Origin of the sequence: Sulfitobacter sp. SH22, assembly GCF_965641905.1 — a bacterium.
Taxonomy (GTDB): domain Bacteria; phylum Pseudomonadota; class Alphaproteobacteria; order Rhodobacterales; family Rhodobacteraceae; genus Sulfitobacter.
Map to the genome: position 1 here is coordinate 2,028,077 of NZ_OZ282573.1, position 14,357 is coordinate 2,042,433.

Consider the following 14,357-nt stretch of genomic DNA (forward strand, 5'->3'; position numbering starts at 1 on the left):
GCCCGATAGACTGTCGTATCGGGCAGCCACCCAACCGCGAATAGCCATGTTTCGTACCGCAGCACTCGGCCTACCCTTTGCACTCCTCAGCGCCTGCGAGGGCGATGAAACCCTGCGCAGCTACGGGGCGGCTGACAAGACATGGCAGTTGGTCGAACTGAACGGCGCGGCCTTTCCAGACACCGCAACCCTCACATTTCCCGACAGAAACAAAATCGCGGGCCAAGGCCCCTGCAATCATTTCGCCGCGACCCTGAATATTCCATATCCCTGGTTCGAGGTCACGGAACTGATCTCGACCAAAATGACCTGCCCCGCCTTGGACCAGGAAACGCTGTTCTTTGACAGCCTGTCGGCGGCATCCCTGTCCGAAGTCCTTGCCAACACCCTGATCCTGTCAAACCCTGATGGGTTAACCATGGTCTTCAACGCTGCCGACTGAACGCGTCGATAAAACGCCCGCGCGCCTCCGGCAGGGGTTTGCCGCCCAGGTCGCGGGCAAGACGATGCTCCAGAAAATACCCTGTCGTCTTGAACCCCAACGCGATCTCGTCGTCTGTGGCCTCCCCCTCCCCCCGCAAAACCGGCGGCAGGGGCAACATCTTATCCGCCCATTCCCCTGCGCCTTCCTGCGTCACGGCCCTGCCCGACTTGGGCGACACAAACACCAGCCCCTCGGTCGCACCTGTTACGGCACAGGTCGCCAGATCCAGCCCGTAACCCAGATCCTCAAGCAGGCTCAACTCCCATTGCAGATAGGCGAGCGGCCAGAGTTCCCCCTGATCCAGCAGATCCAGCAATGCTTGCGTGCGGTGATACAAAGGCGGGTGTGGCTCGCGTTCCGGCAGGCAGAATGCCAACAATGCAGTGACGGTGTTCAGCCCCGCAAGGCTCAACCGGTCTTGCATGGCCGACACCGCGCGGCTGCGCACAGGCTCAACCGTAAATGCACCGATATGGTCTTCTAGCCGCGCGCGCCAGGCGACATCCAACTGGGCACCGGGCTGCAAGATCGGTGCAATCTTACGACTGGTCCCGCCCCGCACAATCCCTGCATGACGTCCTTGGGTCGGGGTGAAAACCTCGATGATCGCCGAGGTTTCCCCATGTCGCCGCGCGCTCAGCAATATCCCCTGATCGCGCCACTCCATCAGCTCAGCCCCTCGTCAAATAACAAATGCCGCCCTTGCCGGTCCTCAACTTCAATCACCCAAAGATCTGGGTCAAAACCGCGCTGCCTTCCAATTGACGCATCAACCTCGGCCTCAGCGCCGTGGGCCATCTCAACCCAGGCACGTTCGCCGGTCATCAGATCAAAGCTTCTGTGAAACAGCACAGCCTTGCCATCAAGCGTGGCAAGCTTCACCAAAACGGCACCGCCCGTGTCATCGCCATGTGCCACAACAAACGCCGGAATATCATAGACCCGAAGCCGCGCCAAATAGGCGTCGACCCAGAAACGCGCCGTCAGCCGCGCCATGCGCCAGCCCCAATTCCAAATGGAAAAAAATCCGCCCCGCAGGGCCGTTTAGCCCGGCAATCAGACATTGCCGTCCTTAAACTCCAGCCCCATCTCGGTATAGCGTTCTGCATCATCCAGCCAGTTCGGCCGCACTTTAACCTGCAAGAACAGATGCACCTTGCGGCCCAGAAACTCTTCCAGCTCCGCGCGGGCTGCCTTGCTGACGGATTTGATCGTCTCGCCCTTGGCACCCAGAACGATGCCTTTGTGGCCGTCCCGGACAACATAGATCAGCTGGTCAATCCGCGCGCTACCGTCTTTGCGTTCTTCCCAATTCTCGGTTTCGACCGTGATCTGATACGGCAATTCCTGATGCAAACGCAGCGTCAGTTTTTCGCGGGTCATTTCAGCGGCGATCATCCGCATGGGCAGATCGGCAATCTGGTCTTCCGGGTACAGCCATGGCCCCTCGGGCAGTTCGCCCGCCAGCCATTCGCGCAGCGTATCGATGCCATGACCGCGCTCAGCCGAAATCATAAAGGTTTCAACAAATGGAAACCGTTCGTTCATCTCTTTGCTGAGGCCCAGCAGAACCGGTGCATCGACTCGGTCAATCTTGTTGATCGCCAAGGCGACTTTACGGCCTTCTGCAATACCCTCCAGCCCTTCAAGAATGCGCTCGACGCCTTCGGTCAGACCGCGGTTTGCCTCGATCAGCAGCACAACGATATCGGCATCCGCGGCACCGCCCCAGGCGGCTGCGACCATTGCGCGGTCCAAACGGCGGCGCGGCTGGAACAGGCCGGGGGTGTCGACGAACACCAACTGGCTGTCCCCTTCCATCGCAACACCCCGGATGCGGGCACGGGTGGTCTGCACCTTATGGGTCACGATTGACACTTTCGCGCCAACCATCCGGTTCAGCAGCGTTGATTTGCCCGCATTGGGCTCACCGATCAGGGCGACAAAGCCAGCGCGGGTGGTCATGAGTTCTTCTCCAGTTTCGTCAAAAGCAATTTGGCAGCGGCCTGTTCAGCCTGACGTTTCGAGGGCGCAGTCGCTTGTGCGCTGGCCCCATTTTCAACTTGTGCAGATATCGTAAAGACGGGCGCGTGATCTGGCCCCTGACGGTCAATCTGCACATAGGATGGCGGCGGGTATCCGCGGGCTTGGGCCCATTCCTGCAACGCCGTTTTCGCATCGCGGGCATCCTGCTTTACGGTCTGGACCCGATCGCCCCATAACCGCAGAATCAGCTTTTTCGCCGGTTCAAACCCGCCATCCATATAGACAGCCGCGATTATCGCCTCAATTGCATCGCCCAGCAAGGCTTGCTTGCGACGCCCTCCCGACAGCATTTCGGACCGCCCCAGCTTGAGCACCGCCCCCATGTCGATTTCGCGCGCAACATCGGCACAAGTTTCCTTGCGCACCAATGCGTTAAACCGGGGCGCAAGCTGCCCTTCGGTCGCACCGGGGTCCAGTTCAAGCAAGGCTTCGGCCATGACCAGCCCCAGCACACGGTCGCCCAAAAACTCGAGCCGTTGGTTGTCATCGCGGTTGGCCGACGACATAGACGCATGCGTGACCGCGCGATTCAGCAACTCGGGCTTGGCGAACTTATGCCCGATGCGGCCCTCAAAGGCCTTCAGATCCGCACTTAACTTCACTTGATCGCTTTGAAAAAACGGTCGCTGCGCCATGTCCAGAAGAACAGCATGGACCGTCCGCCCGAGCTGAACATAATCCGGTCGGCGCGCCCGATCAGGTTTTCGAACGGGACAAAACCAACACCGCCCGCTTGTTGCGCCAAACGGCTATCGGCCGAGTTGTCGCGGTTGTCACCCATAAAGAAATAGTGCCCTTCGGGGACGGTATAGATGCCTGTGTTATCGGATGCTTGATTGCCGATATTCAAAATGGGGTGGGACACACCGTTGGGCAGCGTTTCGATCTGACGCGATTTGACACAAATCCCGCCCTCACCCACAGCGCCGTTTTCACAACGCGGCCGCATACCCTGCGGGCCCTGGCGTGTCATGACTTCCTCAAACCCGCCGTCATCGCGCAGCTCGACCGCGGTGCCGTTGATGCTGATCACACCGTTTGTAATCTGAACCTTTTCACCCGGAAGACCGATCAAGCGTTTGATATAGTCGCGCCCGGATACGGGGTGGCGGAACACGACCACATCGCCCCGCTCCGGCTCGGATGCGAACAGCCGCGTGTTGTCGCCGTCAAAGACACCGCAAATGTCTTTTGCATCGACCTGGATGCCGAAACGGGGCACGATAATGCTGGGGCAGGAGGCATAGGAATAGCCATAGGCCATCTTGTTCACGAACAGAAAATCACCGATCAAAAGCGTCTCTTTCATCGACCCGGACGGAATCCAGAAAGGCTGGAAAAACAGCGTGCGAAACACCCCTGCAATCAGCAGCGCATAGACGATTGTTTTGATGGTTTCGACAAAGGCGTTGCCGGTATTTTCCTTAGCAGCCATGCTGGCGCTCCTGATGATCCGTTTCGGGTTACATGCGGGCAGGACAGCGCCAAGTCAAGCGATGGCACCCGCCATGAGCCCCTGTTCGGCCCGTAAATACAGGTTATCCAGCCGTTAACGCGACCGGACGTGCTTCAATCACCACAAAGGCCTGCGCCCAGGGGTGATCGTCGGTTAAAGTTACATGAATGATCGCCTCGTGACCGGCGGGGGTCATTTCCGCCAGACGCTCTGCCGCCCAACCTGTAACCTCCATCACCGGTTGCCCGGTGCGCAGGTTACTGACGGCCATGTCTTTCCACGCGATCCCCATGCGTAACCCGGTACCAAGCGCCTTTGAACAGGCTTCCTTTGCCGCCCAACGCTTGGCATAGGTCCCCGCAACATCGCGCCGCCGCTCTGCCTTTTGCTGTTCGACAGGCGTGAACACACGGTCGCGAAACCGGTCGCCGAAACGGTCCAGCGTCCCTTGGATGCGTTCTATGTTTGCCAGATCAGTGCCGATACCAAGGATCATGCCTCAGGCTTACCCGTCACGCGCGTCGTCCATCAGCCGGCGCATTTCCACGATGGCCGGACCAATCCCAAGAAAGATCGCCTCGCCGATCAGGAAGTGACCGATGTTCAGTTCTTGCACCTCGGGGAATGCGGCAACGGGTGACACGGTATCGTAGGTCAGACCGTGTCCGGCATGAATTTCCAGCCCCAGATCATGCCCGAACTTGGCCATTTCCTCCAGCTTTTGCAGTTCCTTTTGCGCCTCGGCCCAACGCCCTTCGGCGAAGGCGTCGCAATAGGCTCCGGTGTGCAGTTCGATCACTTCGGCACCGATGCGGTTTGCGGCTTCGATCTGGCGCTGGTCGGCGGCAATAAAGATGCTGACGCGGCAACCTGCCTCGCGCAGCGGAGCGATGAAATGCGCCAGCCTGTTCTCTTCGCGCGCAACTTCCAGCCCGCCTTCGGTTGTGCGTTCTTCCCGCTTTTCGGGCACAATGCACACCGCATGTGGCTTGTGACGCAGCGCGATTGCCTGCATTTCATCCGTGGCGGCCATCTCGAAATTCAGCGGGACGGTCAGAACATCCAGCAACCCTTCGATATCGGCGTCGGTGATGTGGCGTCGGTCTTCGCGCAGATGTGCGGTAATGCCATCTGCACCGGCTTCCTGCGCGGCGCGGGCAGCGCGCAACGGATCGGGATATGCCCCGCCGCGCGCGTTTCTTACCGTGGCGACATGGTCGATGTTGACCCCAAGTCTCAGCTTACCTTGCGCTGCCATGATCTTTCCCCTTCTGAGCCGTCTGCTCTGCAATTCGTTTCGCCTCGGCCTTGGCCGCAGCTTTTTTCTTGAGCGCCTCGAACTTGGCCTTGATCACGCCTTTGCGGCGTTTTTGATAGGCGCGCAGCAAGGGCACTGACAAATAATACGCAATCGTCGCACAGATGATACCGGGCAAAATGCCACCGATCAGGTAGGGATAGAACACCTGATGCCAGAACACCGTCAGCCCCGACCAATCCATCTCGCGACCGGTGAAAAACGCCACGAAGTTGGCGAATAGATCATGGCCTGCATCAATGAATTTGCCCCCGAACGACCGGTGCTCCCCCCGGACCATCGGTGACCCCAAGATCCAGTGCCCCATCGACAATGACGACAACCCAATCGGCACATAGGTCAACGGGTTGCCAAAGAATGTCCCCATCAAGGCTGCCAGAATGTTGCCCCGCATCACGCGCGCCACCAGTGCGGCCACGATAAAATGCATTCCGTAAAACGGCGTGAAGGTCGTAAAAACACCGGCCCAGATGCCCCGTGCGATACGTTCCGGCGTGTCGGGCAACCGCCGCATCCGATGCTTGACGTAATGAAACGCGCGCGTCCAACCACCACGCGGCCACATGAACTCAGCCATGGCGCGTAATGCGGGTTTTGGATCGCGACGTTTAAAAATCAACTCATCGTCCTTGGGTCTGGCAAACTGCGTGCGCTCAAGCGTCTTTCTCGTTAGCCTTCAAAGCTTTCATGTTTCTGTGCCTGCTGATCTCGGCAACTTCGCTTTCAGCTTCTAGGGTCGGCATCAACGAATGCAAATGCGCAATGTCTCGCAGTTCTACGTAGATCAGCAACCGGTAAAAGTCGGGTTTGCGATCCAAAAATTCTAGATTAGAGATATTGGCCCCCGACTGACCGATCAAGGTGCAGATCCGCCCCAAAACGCCTGCGCCATTGCCGATGGTCAAATCAAGGGTCGCGCCGTAGGCCGCAGGGTGCGGGCCCTCGTGCCACCGCAGATCCAGCCAGCGTTCCGGCTGATCCTCGTAAGCCGACAGACGTTCGCAATCAATCGAGTGGATCGTGACACCTTTGCCACGATAGGTGATGCCGACGATCCGTTCCCCCGGCAGCGGCTGACAGCACGAGGCCCGGTCATAGGATTGCCCCGGTTGCAGACCCACAACCGCGCGTTTCTGGTCGACCTGCTCGCCGGGCTTTGGCTGCAAATGCGGGTAAACAGCCTGCACGACTTCGCTGCCCGTCAAATGCGCCGACCCCAGCTGGGCCAGCAATTCTTCGGGGCTGGACAGCCGCAGGTTACGCGCCGCAGTGCGCAGCACCTTGTCAGTGGCACGTTTGGAAATCTGCTCGAAGGCAGAGCGCGCCAATTCGCCGCCAAGGCTGACAAACCGCGCGCGGTCTACCTCGCGCAGGGACCGGCGGATCGCGGTCTTTGCCTTGCCAGTGGTTGCGATATCCAGCCATGTGACCTGCGGGGTTTGACCTTGGGCCGTAATGATTTCAATGGATTGACCGTTTTTCACCCGCGTCCACAACGGTACCCGCATCCCGTCAATCTTGGCCCCGACACAGGCAGACCCGATCCGCGTGTGGATCGCATAGGCAAAATCAATCGGCGTCGCGCCACGGGGCAGTTTGACCACTTCGCCCTTGGGCGTGAAACAGAACACCTGATCCGCGTACATCTCAAGCTTGACCGCCTCGAGGAAATCTTCGTGATCTTCCTCGGAATCCAGTTGCTCGGTCAGTTGGGCGACCCATTTCACCGGATCAACGGCAAAGGGGTTCCGCGAGCGGACACCATCCCGATACGACCAATGCGCGGCCACGCCGGTTTCGGCCACGTCATGCATCTGGCGCGTTCTGATCTGGACTTCGACCCGTTTGCCGTCACGCCCGGAAACCGTGGCATGGATCGACCGGTAGCCGTTGGTTTTGGGCTGGCTGATGTAATCCTTGAACCGGCCCGGCACCGCCCGCCAGCGTCGATGGATGACACCAAGTGCCCGATAGCATTCATCATCAGATGTGGTGATCACGCGAAACCCATAGATGTCGGACAGCCGCGAAAACGACTGGTCTTTCTCCTGCATCTTGCGCCAGATCGAATACGGCTTTTTGGCGCGACCAAAGACCTCGGCCTCGATCCCCGCCTTCTCAAGCTCCTGGCGCATGTCGCCGGTAATCCGCTGGATCACATCACCTGTTTCGCGCTGCAACGTAATAAAGCGGCGGATGATCGACTGCCGCCCCTCGGGGTTCAAGACGCGAAAGGCCAGATCCTCCAGCTCTTCGCGCATCCATTGCATACCCATGCGGCCCGCTAGCGGCGCATAAATATCCATGGTTTCGCGGGCCTTTTGAAGCTGTTTGTCAGGGCGCATCGATTTGATCGTGCGCATGTTGTGCAAACGGTCCGCCAGCTTGACCAAGATCACCCGAAGGTCTTTGGACATCGCCATAAACAGCTTGCGGAAATTCTCGGCCTGCTTGGTTTCGGTCGAATTAAGCTGCAGGTTTGTCAGCTTGGTAACGCCATCCACCAGTTCGGCCACGTCACGCCCAAAGATTTTTTCCACCTCGGCATAAGATGCCTTGGTGTCTTCGATGGTGTCATGCAGCAATGCGGTGATGATCGTGGCATCGTCCAGCTGCTGTTCCGTCAAAATGGCGGCAACAGACACGGGATGCGTGAAATAGGGCTCGCCTGAATGACGGAACTGCCCCTGGTGCATCTTCTCGCCATAGTCATAGGCGAGACGAATATGCTTTTCGTTGGATTTAGGGTTATAGGCGCGGACAAGCGCAACAAGATCGTCAGCCGTAATGTCGGCGGTGTTCATGCCTGTTCTGCCTCATTGCCCCGAAGGGCGCGGGTCTTAGCCCTGCCCTTGTGCTGCCATCAACTGCCGCAGCAGCATTTCTTCTGACATGCTGTCTTCTTCCGGCTTGTCTTGCTCGGCACCCATCAACAACGCCATTGCGTCTTCTTCGGGCTCGTCGACTTCGATCTGGTTCTGGTTGCTTTCGATCAGACGCTCGCGCAGATCGTCGGCAGACTGCGTTTCATCAGCGATTTCGCGCAAGGAAACGACAGGGTTTTTATCATTGTCACGGTCAACTGTAACAGGCGAACCTGCTGCAATTTCACGGGCACGGTGCGCAGCAAGCATAACAAGCTCGAACCGGTTTGGAACTTTGTCCACACAATCTTCAACGGTGACGCGGGCCATAGGATGCTCCAATCATGAATGCTGCAAGAAGCCGACTATTTAGAAGCCCTTTGCGAGATTTACAAGGGCTTATTCAGTCGGTCTGACTTCATCCCTATCTTGTTGTGGCAGGTCATTCAACATCTGCAAAACAGTCTTTTTTAGTGTCGGATGCAGCCAGTCCGGCGTGATTTCGGCCATAGGAACCAGTACAAAAGCCCTGTCTTGGAGGCGGGGATGCGGAAGTATCAACTGCTCGGGGGCTTGGCGCATCTGATCGGGAAGCGGCAGGGCACGCCAGTGATTCTGCATCTGCACATCCGGCAAGACCAGCGCCTCGACCGCCAGAAGGTCCAGATCAACAGTACGTGACCCCCACCGGACATCCCGTTCGCGCCCCAACTCGGCCTCGATCTCATGCAAAATCTCAAGAATTTCGTCGCAAGCCAGATTTGTGGAAATTGCAACCACTGCGTTAGTATACTCCGGTCCCGATCCGGCCGGAAAAGCAGGGTTTACATACATCCGGCTTGCTGCCTGGATTTTAAACCCTTTACATTCCATAATTTGAATAGCCCTCAAGATCGTCTCTGCCGGACCACCCTCAACCGATGATTGATTGCTTCCCAAGGCAACCAAAGCAGTTTTCAGATTCTGCGCGGTGTTTTGGCTTGTTTCATGGTTGTTTCCCACTTGCTGCCTCCTCAAAAATTGTTAGGGGTGCTTTTAGGGTAATATTGTTTTCAGGCAAAAAACCCGTAGTTTATGGTATCTTGTTTTGAGGATATTTCTTCTCAAGTTTATTTCTAAGGACATTTGATGTTTTATAAAGACGAGCGACTAGCATTATTCATTGATGGTTCAAATCTTTATGCGGCCGCAAAAAGCCTTGGCTTCGATATCGACTACAAACTGCTACGGACTGAATTTATGCGCCGCGGCAAGCTGTTGCGCGCGTTTTATTATACAGCCTTGCTTGAAAACGAAGAATATTCCCCGATCCGTCCCTTGGTCGATTGGCTGAATTACAACGGCTTCACCATGGTGACCAAGCCCGCGAAAGAATACACAGACAGCATGGGCCGCCGCAAAGTCAAAGGCAACATGGACATCGAACTGGCTGTAGACGCGATGGAACTTGCGCCACATCTGGACCACATCGTTATCTTCTCGGGTGATGGCGACTTCCGTCCACTGGTTGAAAGCTTGCAGCGCCAAGGTGTGCGCGTGTCTGTTGTCAGCACCATCCGCAGCCAGCCGCCGATGATCTCGGACGATTTGCGCCGCCAGGTGGACAACTTTATCGAATTGGAAGACCTGCGTGACGTGATCGGCCGCCCACCGCGCGAGGCCAACGACGAGTAATCGGTCGAAAAAGCCCGCAACACCTGCATAACAGGCGGCGCGGGCACCCATTCTGAAATGTTTTGACGCAGCTAAAAATGAACACTGCGCATGGAACTTACCATATTTTCTGATTCGTCTGATCCCCTTTTTTGGGGGATGCCTTTGCCGTACAAAGCCGCGCTTGTGCGAAGTGGCCTATCGCGCAGGATCACTGTTGGTTTTTTACCAGTGCCGCGATTGCGGCGCGGCCCCGTCCCCTCGCGGTCTGGACGAAGATGCCCTCAACACTTATCTAACGTGCGAACCAAGGAGCTGGACATGTCAAAAGCACCGCTGACCCTTTATCTGGCAGCCCCGCGCGGGTTTTGCGCAGGCGTGGACCGCGCCATCAAGATTGTTGAGATGGCGATCGAAAAATGGGGCGCGCCTGTCTATGTCCGCCATGAAATCGTTCATAACAAATTTGTCGTCGACGGTTTGCGCGACAAGGGGGCGGTTTTCGTCGAGGAACTGTCCGAATGCCCCGACGACCGTCCGGTGATCTTTTCGGCGCACGGCGTGCCAAAATCGGTCCCCAATGCCGCACAAGCCCGCAACATGGTCTTTGTCGACGCCACCTGCCCCTTGGTCAGCAAGGTCCACATCGAAGCGCAACGTCATTCGGATGCGGGGCTTCAGATGATCATGATCGGTCACGAGGGGCATCCCGAAACCGTTGGAACGATGGGCCAGTTGCCCGAAGGCGAGGTGCTGCTGGTCGAAACCCCGCAAGACGTCGCCAAGGTTCAGGTCCGCGATCCGCTGAAACTGGCCTATGTCACACAGACAACCCTGAGCGTCGACGACACCGCCGATATCGTGGCAGCGCTGAACGCGCGTTTCCCTGCCATCGTCGGCCCGCACAAAGAAGACATCTGCTATGCCACGACCAACCGCCAGGAAGCGGTAAAGGCGATGGCACCCAAATGCGATGCGATGCTGGTGGTTGGGGCCCCGAACTCCAGCAACTCCAAACGCTTGGTCGAAGTCGGCGCGCGCGCCGGCTGTTCCTATGCCCAGCTTGTGCAACGGGCCGATGACATCGACTGGCGGGCGCTGGACGGGATCAAAAGCATCGGGATCACTGCCGGTGCTTCGGCCCCCGAAGTGTTGATCAACGAGGTCATCGACGCCTTTAAGTCGCGCTATGCCGTCACCGAAGAACTGATTGAGACCGCGATCGAGAATGTCGAATTCAAAGTCCCCCGCGTGCTTCGGGTGCCCGCATGATGACCATTCCCCGCGCCCCGCTGATCCTGGGCCTTGCCGGGCTGACCCCCTTCATCTGGGGTGCGCTGACCGTGGTGAACGAACCGCTTGCCACATGGGCCGCCGATAATCTGGGCGGTCGATTTGTTGGCCCCTATATCCAGCTTTTCTATGGCGCTGTGATCCTGTCTTTCATGTCTGGCGTGTTGTGGGGTTTTGCAACCAAAGCCGATGGCGCGCAGGCGGCGACAGGTTACACCCTTGCCGTCATTCCGGCACTCTGGGCGTTTTTCATGACCGGTGGCGGCCCTGTGGGCGCGGGCATGAACCTGATGTTCGGCTTCGCGGGATTGCTGGTGCTGGATTTCGCATTCTGGCGGTGGGGGCTTGCCCCTGAATGGTGGATGAAACTGCGCGTGTTGCTGACGGCAATCGTCCTGATCTGCCTCGCCACTGGCGTATTTCTGTGAGCGATCCTGAGACCCTTGGCGTTTATGCGGCCAAAGCGCTGGAATATGCCGAAGTCACCCGGAATCTTGCCCGCGATCCGCAACTGCGCGCGTTTATTGACGCCGTAAAACCCGGTGGCGCTGTTCTGGATCTGGGCTGCGGTCCGGGGATTGCAGCAGAACAAATGGCCCTTGCTGGCCTTACGGTCACCGCGACGGATCCGGTACCGGAAATGGTCGAACTTGCGGCACAAAAGACCGGCGTTACCGCCAGGGTTGCCAGCTTTGATGATCTGACAGGCACCGGTCTTTATGACGGGATATGGGCCAACTTCAGCTTGCTCCATGCACCGCGCAGCGAGATGCCGCGCCATCTGTCAAACATCGCAAAGGCCCTGCGCCCCAACGGTGTTTTTCATATCGCCGTGAAAACCGGCACCGGGTCCGGTCGGGACGCGCTTGGCAGGCTATACACCTATTTCACCCAAGACGAATTGACAGGGCTGATCGCCGATGCGGGGCTGATTGTGAAAGACCATGCAAAAGGATGCGATAAGGGGCTGGACGGCACCGATGCAGACTGGCTATGCCTGCGCGCATGGCGAAACTGATTGCATACACCGATGGGGCCTGTTCAGGTAATCCCGGCCCCGGCGGCTGGGGCGTCTTGATGCGCGCAATCGAAGACGGAAAAATCATCAAGGAACGCGAGCTTAAGGGCGGCGAAGCCAACACCACCAACAACCGGATGGAATTGATGGCCGCGATCAGCGCGCTTGAGGCACTGGCGCGTTCCACGGAAATCACCATCGTGACCGACAGCAACTATGTCAAAAATGGCATCACCGGCTGGATCTACGGCTGGAAGAAAAACGGCTGGAAGAACGCTGCTAAAAAGCCCGTCAAAAACGCCGAGCTGTGGCAACGTCTGGATGCGGCCAACGCAAGCCACAAGGTGACGTGGGAATGGGTCAAGGGCCACGCGGGCCATCCTGAAAACGAACGTGCCGATGAACTGGCAAGGGCGGGCATGGCCCCGTTCAAAGGCAAATGAGCCTGATCAGCCTTCTTGATTACGCGTCGGTTCTGGTCTTTGCGATCACCGGTGCCTTGGTCGCCAGCCGCGCCCAGCTTGATCTGGTGGGATTTGCGTTTATCGCATGTCTGACCGCTTTGGGTGGCGGCACGCTGCGCGACCTGTTGCTGGACCGCAACCCGATCTTCTGGATCGACAACCCGACCTATCTGGGGGTTGCCGCCTTTGCCTCAATGGTCGTCTTCTTTACCGCGCATCTGCTTGAAAGCCGCTATCGCACCTTGATCTGGCTGGACAGTTTCGCGCTGGCGGTCGCCGTTGCAGCGGGGGCCGGTGTGGCTTTGTCGCTGGATCAATCGCCAACGATCGTGGTGCTGATGGGCATGATCACCGGCTGCATGGGCGGCCTCATGCGTGATGTGGTGGTAGGCGAAGTGCCACTGGTTCTGACCCAAGGTGAGCTTTATGTCACGGCAGCCTTTGCAGGGTCTGCCACGGCTGTCGTCACTCGCAGCTTTGTTGGCGACGATGCCATAGCGCTTTTTGCAGGGGCCTGTGTGACATGGGTCTTGCGCGCAGGGTCACTGTATTTCGGGTGGAACCTGCCCGTCTACAAAAGCCGTCCGCCCCGCGTCTAAACCTATTTGCGACGCCAGTGAAAAGGCACAATGATCAATGCGCCGATGGACGACACAATCGCATTCACCCCGGGAGAATTGAACCCAAAGCCGAACATCAGGCGCACAAAGTAGAACAAGAACGCCCCGCCCACACAAATGATGATCGACGCCAGAATGCCGTTGCGGGTAAAACCCGACTTTTCCGCCAGATAGCCGACGATCCCGGCGATCACGACAGTACCGATCATGGATGGAAACATCTGGCTATCCTTTGCCCAAAATCGTGCCCGGCGCGATTTGCGCACCTTGCTGGAATACATCGATATCTTGCGCTGCTTTGCCCGCGCGTTGCAAGCGTGTCAGTTGCACAGCGCCCTCGCCGCAGGCAATCCGCAGGGTACGGTCCAGTACCTCGCCCGCGGCACCGCTGCCCTGGGCAAGCGACGACCCCAATACTTTGATGCGCGTGCCCTCCAGATCGAACCACGCCCCCGGAAAGGGTGACAAGCCACGGATCAGCCGGTCGACCTCAATCGCTGGCTTGGTCCAGTCGATATGCGCCTCTGATTTGTCGATCTTGGCGGCATAGGTCACGCCGTCTTCGGGCTGTTTTTCCGGCGCAAGATCAGGCAGCCGAGCCAAAGCATCGACGATCAACCGCGCGCCCATTTCGCTCAGCCGGTCATGCAACTGGATCGTTGTTTCCGTTGTCCGGATCGGGGTCGCTTCGCGCAAGATGACGGGGCCTGTGTCCAGACCGGCCTCCATCTGCATGATGCAAACGCCGGTTTCGGCATCGCCCGCCATGATCGCACGGTGAATGGGTGCCGCCCCCCGCCAGCGCGGCAAAAGGCTGGCATGAATGTTCAGACAGCCCTGCGCCGGCGCATCAAGGATCGCCTGCGGCAGGATCAGTCCATAGGCAACCACCACGGCAACATCCGCGTTCAACGCAGCAAATTCCGCCTGTGCTTCGGGCGTTTTCAGCGAAACGGGATGGCGCACGGGTAGGCCCAAAACCTCGGCCCGGCTTTGCACGGGGCTGGGGCGATCTTTCTTGCCACGTCCCGCAGGGCGCGGCGGCTGGCAGTAAACGCAAACGACCTCGTGACCCGCCAATACCAATGCATCCAGAACCGGCACTGAAAATTCAGGCGTCCCCATAAAGATCACGCGCATG

Annotated in this window: 20 protein-coding genes; 7 read left to right on the forward strand and 13 right to left on the reverse strand. The window is 58.1% G+C overall.

Annotated elements, in window-relative coordinates; translation table 11 throughout:
- The first annotated feature begins 46 nt into the window (after positions 1-46).
- Complete coding sequence (locus ACSQ13_RS12030; protein ID WP_295512828.1) at positions 47-442, forward strand: META domain-containing protein; 396 nt, start codon at positions 47-49, stop codon at positions 440-442.
- On the opposite strand, the gene recO is transcribed toward ACSQ13_RS12030, so the two are convergent.
- The 11 genes from recO to folK all read right to left on the reverse strand — a co-directional run bounded on the left by recO (position 426) and on the right by folK (position 9,170).
- Positions 426-1,151, reverse strand: coding sequence for a DNA repair protein RecO (recO, locus tag ACSQ13_RS12035; RefSeq protein WP_295512827.1), 726 nt, complete (start codon positions 1,149-1,151; stop codon positions 426-428). The genes ACSQ13_RS12030 and recO overlap by 17 nt on opposite strands.
- Positions 1,151-1,480 carry a DUF1491 family protein gene (locus tag ACSQ13_RS12040; protein ID WP_176250700.1) on the reverse strand — a complete coding sequence of 110 codons (330 nt, stop codon included), beginning with the start codon at positions 1,478-1,480 and terminating at the stop codon, positions 1,151-1,153. The genes recO and ACSQ13_RS12040 overlap by 1 nt, the downstream gene beginning before the upstream one ends.
- Before the next feature lie 60 nt (positions 1,481-1,540).
- Positions 1,541-2,449 carry a GTPase Era gene (gene era / locus ACSQ13_RS12045; RefSeq protein WP_176250701.1) on the reverse strand — a complete coding sequence of 303 codons (909 nt, stop codon included), beginning with the start codon at positions 2,447-2,449 and terminating at the stop codon, positions 1,541-1,543.
- Positions 2,446-3,132, reverse strand: coding sequence for a ribonuclease III (gene rnc / locus ACSQ13_RS12050; protein WP_176250702.1), 687 nt, complete (start codon positions 3,130-3,132; stop codon positions 2,446-2,448). The genes era and rnc overlap by 4 nt, the downstream gene beginning before the upstream one ends.
- Complete coding sequence (gene lepB / locus ACSQ13_RS12055) at positions 3,129-3,965, reverse strand: signal peptidase I (RefSeq protein WP_176250703.1); 837 nt, start codon at positions 3,963-3,965, stop codon at positions 3,129-3,131. Before lepB ends, rnc begins: the two co-directional genes overlap by 4 nt.
- Positions 3,966-4,068: 103 nt before the next feature.
- A complete protein-coding gene (gene acpS, locus ACSQ13_RS12060; protein WP_176250704.1) occupies positions 4,069-4,482 on the reverse strand; it encodes a holo-ACP synthase in 414 nt (137 codons plus the stop codon).
- A gap of 9 nt (positions 4,483-4,491) precedes the next feature.
- Positions 4,492-5,244 (reverse strand): pyridoxine 5'-phosphate synthase, encoded by a 753-nt coding sequence (locus ACSQ13_RS12065; protein WP_295512826.1) that lies wholly within the window; start codon positions 5,242-5,244, stop codon positions 4,492-4,494.
- Positions 5,228-5,923, reverse strand: a complete 696-nt coding sequence (locus ACSQ13_RS12070; RefSeq protein ID WP_176250706.1) for a DUF2062 domain-containing protein — start codon at positions 5,921-5,923, stop codon at positions 5,228-5,230. The genes ACSQ13_RS12065 and ACSQ13_RS12070 overlap by 17 nt, the downstream gene beginning before the upstream one ends.
- Positions 5,924-5,957: 34 nt before the next feature.
- On the reverse strand, positions 5,958-8,108 hold the full coding sequence (locus ACSQ13_RS12075; protein ID WP_176250707.1) for a RelA/SpoT family protein: 2,151 nt from the start codon (positions 8,106-8,108) through the stop codon (positions 5,958-5,960).
- A 36-nt stretch (positions 8,109-8,144) separates the two neighbouring features.
- Positions 8,145-8,498: a DNA-directed RNA polymerase subunit omega gene (gene rpoZ, locus ACSQ13_RS12080; RefSeq protein WP_093731733.1), complete on the reverse strand. Its 354-nt coding sequence runs from the start codon at positions 8,496-8,498 to the stop codon at positions 8,145-8,147.
- Positions 8,499-8,567: 69 nt separating this feature from the next.
- Positions 8,568-9,170, reverse strand: coding sequence for a 2-amino-4-hydroxy-6-hydroxymethyldihydropteridine diphosphokinase (gene folK / locus ACSQ13_RS12085; protein ID WP_255200216.1), 603 nt, complete (start codon positions 9,168-9,170; stop codon positions 8,568-8,570).
- A gap of 126 nt (positions 9,171-9,296) precedes the next feature.
- On the opposite strand from folK, the gene ACSQ13_RS12090 reads away from it, so the two are divergent.
- The 6 genes from ACSQ13_RS12090 to ACSQ13_RS12115 all read left to right on the forward strand — a co-directional run bounded on the left by ACSQ13_RS12090 (position 9,297) and on the right by ACSQ13_RS12115 (position 13,195).
- Positions 9,297-9,842, forward strand: a complete 546-nt coding sequence (locus ACSQ13_RS12090; RefSeq protein WP_176250708.1) for a LabA-like NYN domain-containing protein — start codon at positions 9,297-9,299, stop codon at positions 9,840-9,842.
- A gap of 300 nt (positions 9,843-10,142) precedes the next feature.
- A complete protein-coding gene (gene ispH, locus ACSQ13_RS12095; RefSeq protein ID WP_176250709.1) occupies positions 10,143-11,093 on the forward strand; it encodes a 4-hydroxy-3-methylbut-2-enyl diphosphate reductase in 951 nt (316 codons plus the stop codon).
- Positions 11,090-11,542: a DUF3429 domain-containing protein gene (locus tag ACSQ13_RS12100; RefSeq protein WP_176250710.1), complete on the forward strand. Its 453-nt coding sequence runs from the start codon at positions 11,090-11,092 to the stop codon at positions 11,540-11,542. The genes ispH and ACSQ13_RS12100 overlap by 4 nt, the downstream gene beginning before the upstream one ends.
- Complete coding sequence (locus tag ACSQ13_RS12105; protein ID WP_176250711.1) at positions 11,539-12,132, forward strand: class I SAM-dependent methyltransferase; 594 nt, start codon at positions 11,539-11,541, stop codon at positions 12,130-12,132. The genes ACSQ13_RS12100 and ACSQ13_RS12105 overlap by 4 nt, the downstream gene beginning before the upstream one ends.
- The gene (rnhA, locus tag ACSQ13_RS12110; protein WP_176250835.1) at positions 12,120-12,575 is read left to right on the forward strand and encodes a ribonuclease HI; all 456 of its coding nucleotides are present in this window, start codon (positions 12,120-12,122) and stop codon (positions 12,573-12,575) included. Before ACSQ13_RS12105 ends, rnhA begins: the two co-directional genes overlap by 13 nt.
- Complete coding sequence (locus ACSQ13_RS12115) at positions 12,572-13,195, forward strand: trimeric intracellular cation channel family protein (protein WP_176250712.1); 624 nt, start codon at positions 12,572-12,574, stop codon at positions 13,193-13,195. The genes rnhA and ACSQ13_RS12115 overlap by 4 nt, the downstream gene beginning before the upstream one ends.
- Positions 13,196-13,197: 2 nt before the next feature.
- Here the strand turns inward: ACSQ13_RS12115 and ACSQ13_RS12120 are convergent, their stop codons facing one another.
- Together ACSQ13_RS12120 and fmt are read right to left on the reverse strand one after the other, a co-directional pair.
- Positions 13,198-13,437, reverse strand: a complete 240-nt coding sequence (locus tag ACSQ13_RS12120) for a hypothetical protein (RefSeq protein ID WP_176250713.1) — start codon at positions 13,435-13,437, stop codon at positions 13,198-13,200.
- Between the two features lie 4 nt (positions 13,438-13,441).
- Entirely contained in the window at positions 13,442-14,356 is a 915-nt protein-coding gene (gene fmt, locus ACSQ13_RS12125; RefSeq protein WP_176250714.1) for a methionyl-tRNA formyltransferase, read from the reverse strand.
- Position 14,357: the final 1 nt, after the last annotated feature.

Bases quoted from the DNA above. Each gene is read 5' to 3' on its own strand.
- ACSQ13_RS12120 (WP_176250713.1), bottom strand. From the start codon at position 13,437: ATGTTTCCATCCATGATCGGTACTGTCGTGATCGCCGGGATCGTCGGC.
- rpoZ (WP_093731733.1), bottom strand. From the start codon at position 8,498: ATGGCCCGCGTCACCGTTGAAGATTGTGTGGACAAAGTTCCAAACCGG.
- ACSQ13_RS12090 (WP_176250708.1), top strand. From the start codon at position 9,297: ATGTTTTATAAAGACGAGCGACTAGCATTATTCATTGATGGTTCAAAT.
- recO (WP_295512827.1), bottom strand. From the start codon at position 1,151: ATGGAGTGGCGCGATCAGGGGATATTGCTGAGCGCGCGGCGACATGGG.
- ACSQ13_RS12040 (WP_176250700.1), bottom strand. From the start codon at position 1,480: ATGGCGCGGCTGACGGCGCGTTTCTGGGTCGACGCCTATTTGGCGCGG.
- fmt (WP_176250714.1), bottom strand. From the start codon at position 14,356: ATGCGCGTGATCTTTATGGGGACGCCTGAATTTTCAGTGCCGGTTCTG.
- acpS (WP_176250704.1), bottom strand. From the start codon at position 4,482: ATGATCCTTGGTATCGGCACTGATCTGGCAAACATAGAACGCATCCAA.
- ACSQ13_RS12065 (WP_295512826.1), bottom strand. From the start codon at position 5,244: ATGGCAGCGCAAGGTAAGCTGAGACTTGGGGTCAACATCGACCATGTC.
- lepB (WP_176250703.1), bottom strand. From the start codon at position 3,965: ATGGCTGCTAAGGAAAATACCGGCAACGCCTTTGTCGAAACCATCAAA.
- ACSQ13_RS12100 (WP_176250710.1), top strand. From the start codon at position 11,090: ATGATGACCATTCCCCGCGCCCCGCTGATCCTGGGCCTTGCCGGGCTG.
- era (WP_176250701.1), bottom strand. From the start codon at position 2,449: ATGACCACCCGCGCTGGCTTTGTCGCCCTGATCGGTGAGCCCAATGCG.
- ACSQ13_RS12030 (WP_295512828.1), top strand. From the start codon at position 47: ATGTTTCGTACCGCAGCACTCGGCCTACCCTTTGCACTCCTCAGCGCC.
- ACSQ13_RS12115 (WP_176250712.1), top strand. From the start codon at position 12,572: ATGAGCCTGATCAGCCTTCTTGATTACGCGTCGGTTCTGGTCTTTGCG.
- rnhA (WP_176250835.1), top strand. From the start codon at position 12,120: ATGGCGAAACTGATTGCATACACCGATGGGGCCTGTTCAGGTAATCCC.
- ACSQ13_RS12075 (WP_176250707.1), bottom strand. From the start codon at position 8,108: ATGAACACCGCCGACATTACGGCTGACGATCTTGTTGCGCTTGTCCGC.
- ispH (WP_176250709.1), top strand. From the start codon at position 10,143: ATGTCAAAAGCACCGCTGACCCTTTATCTGGCAGCCCCGCGCGGGTTT.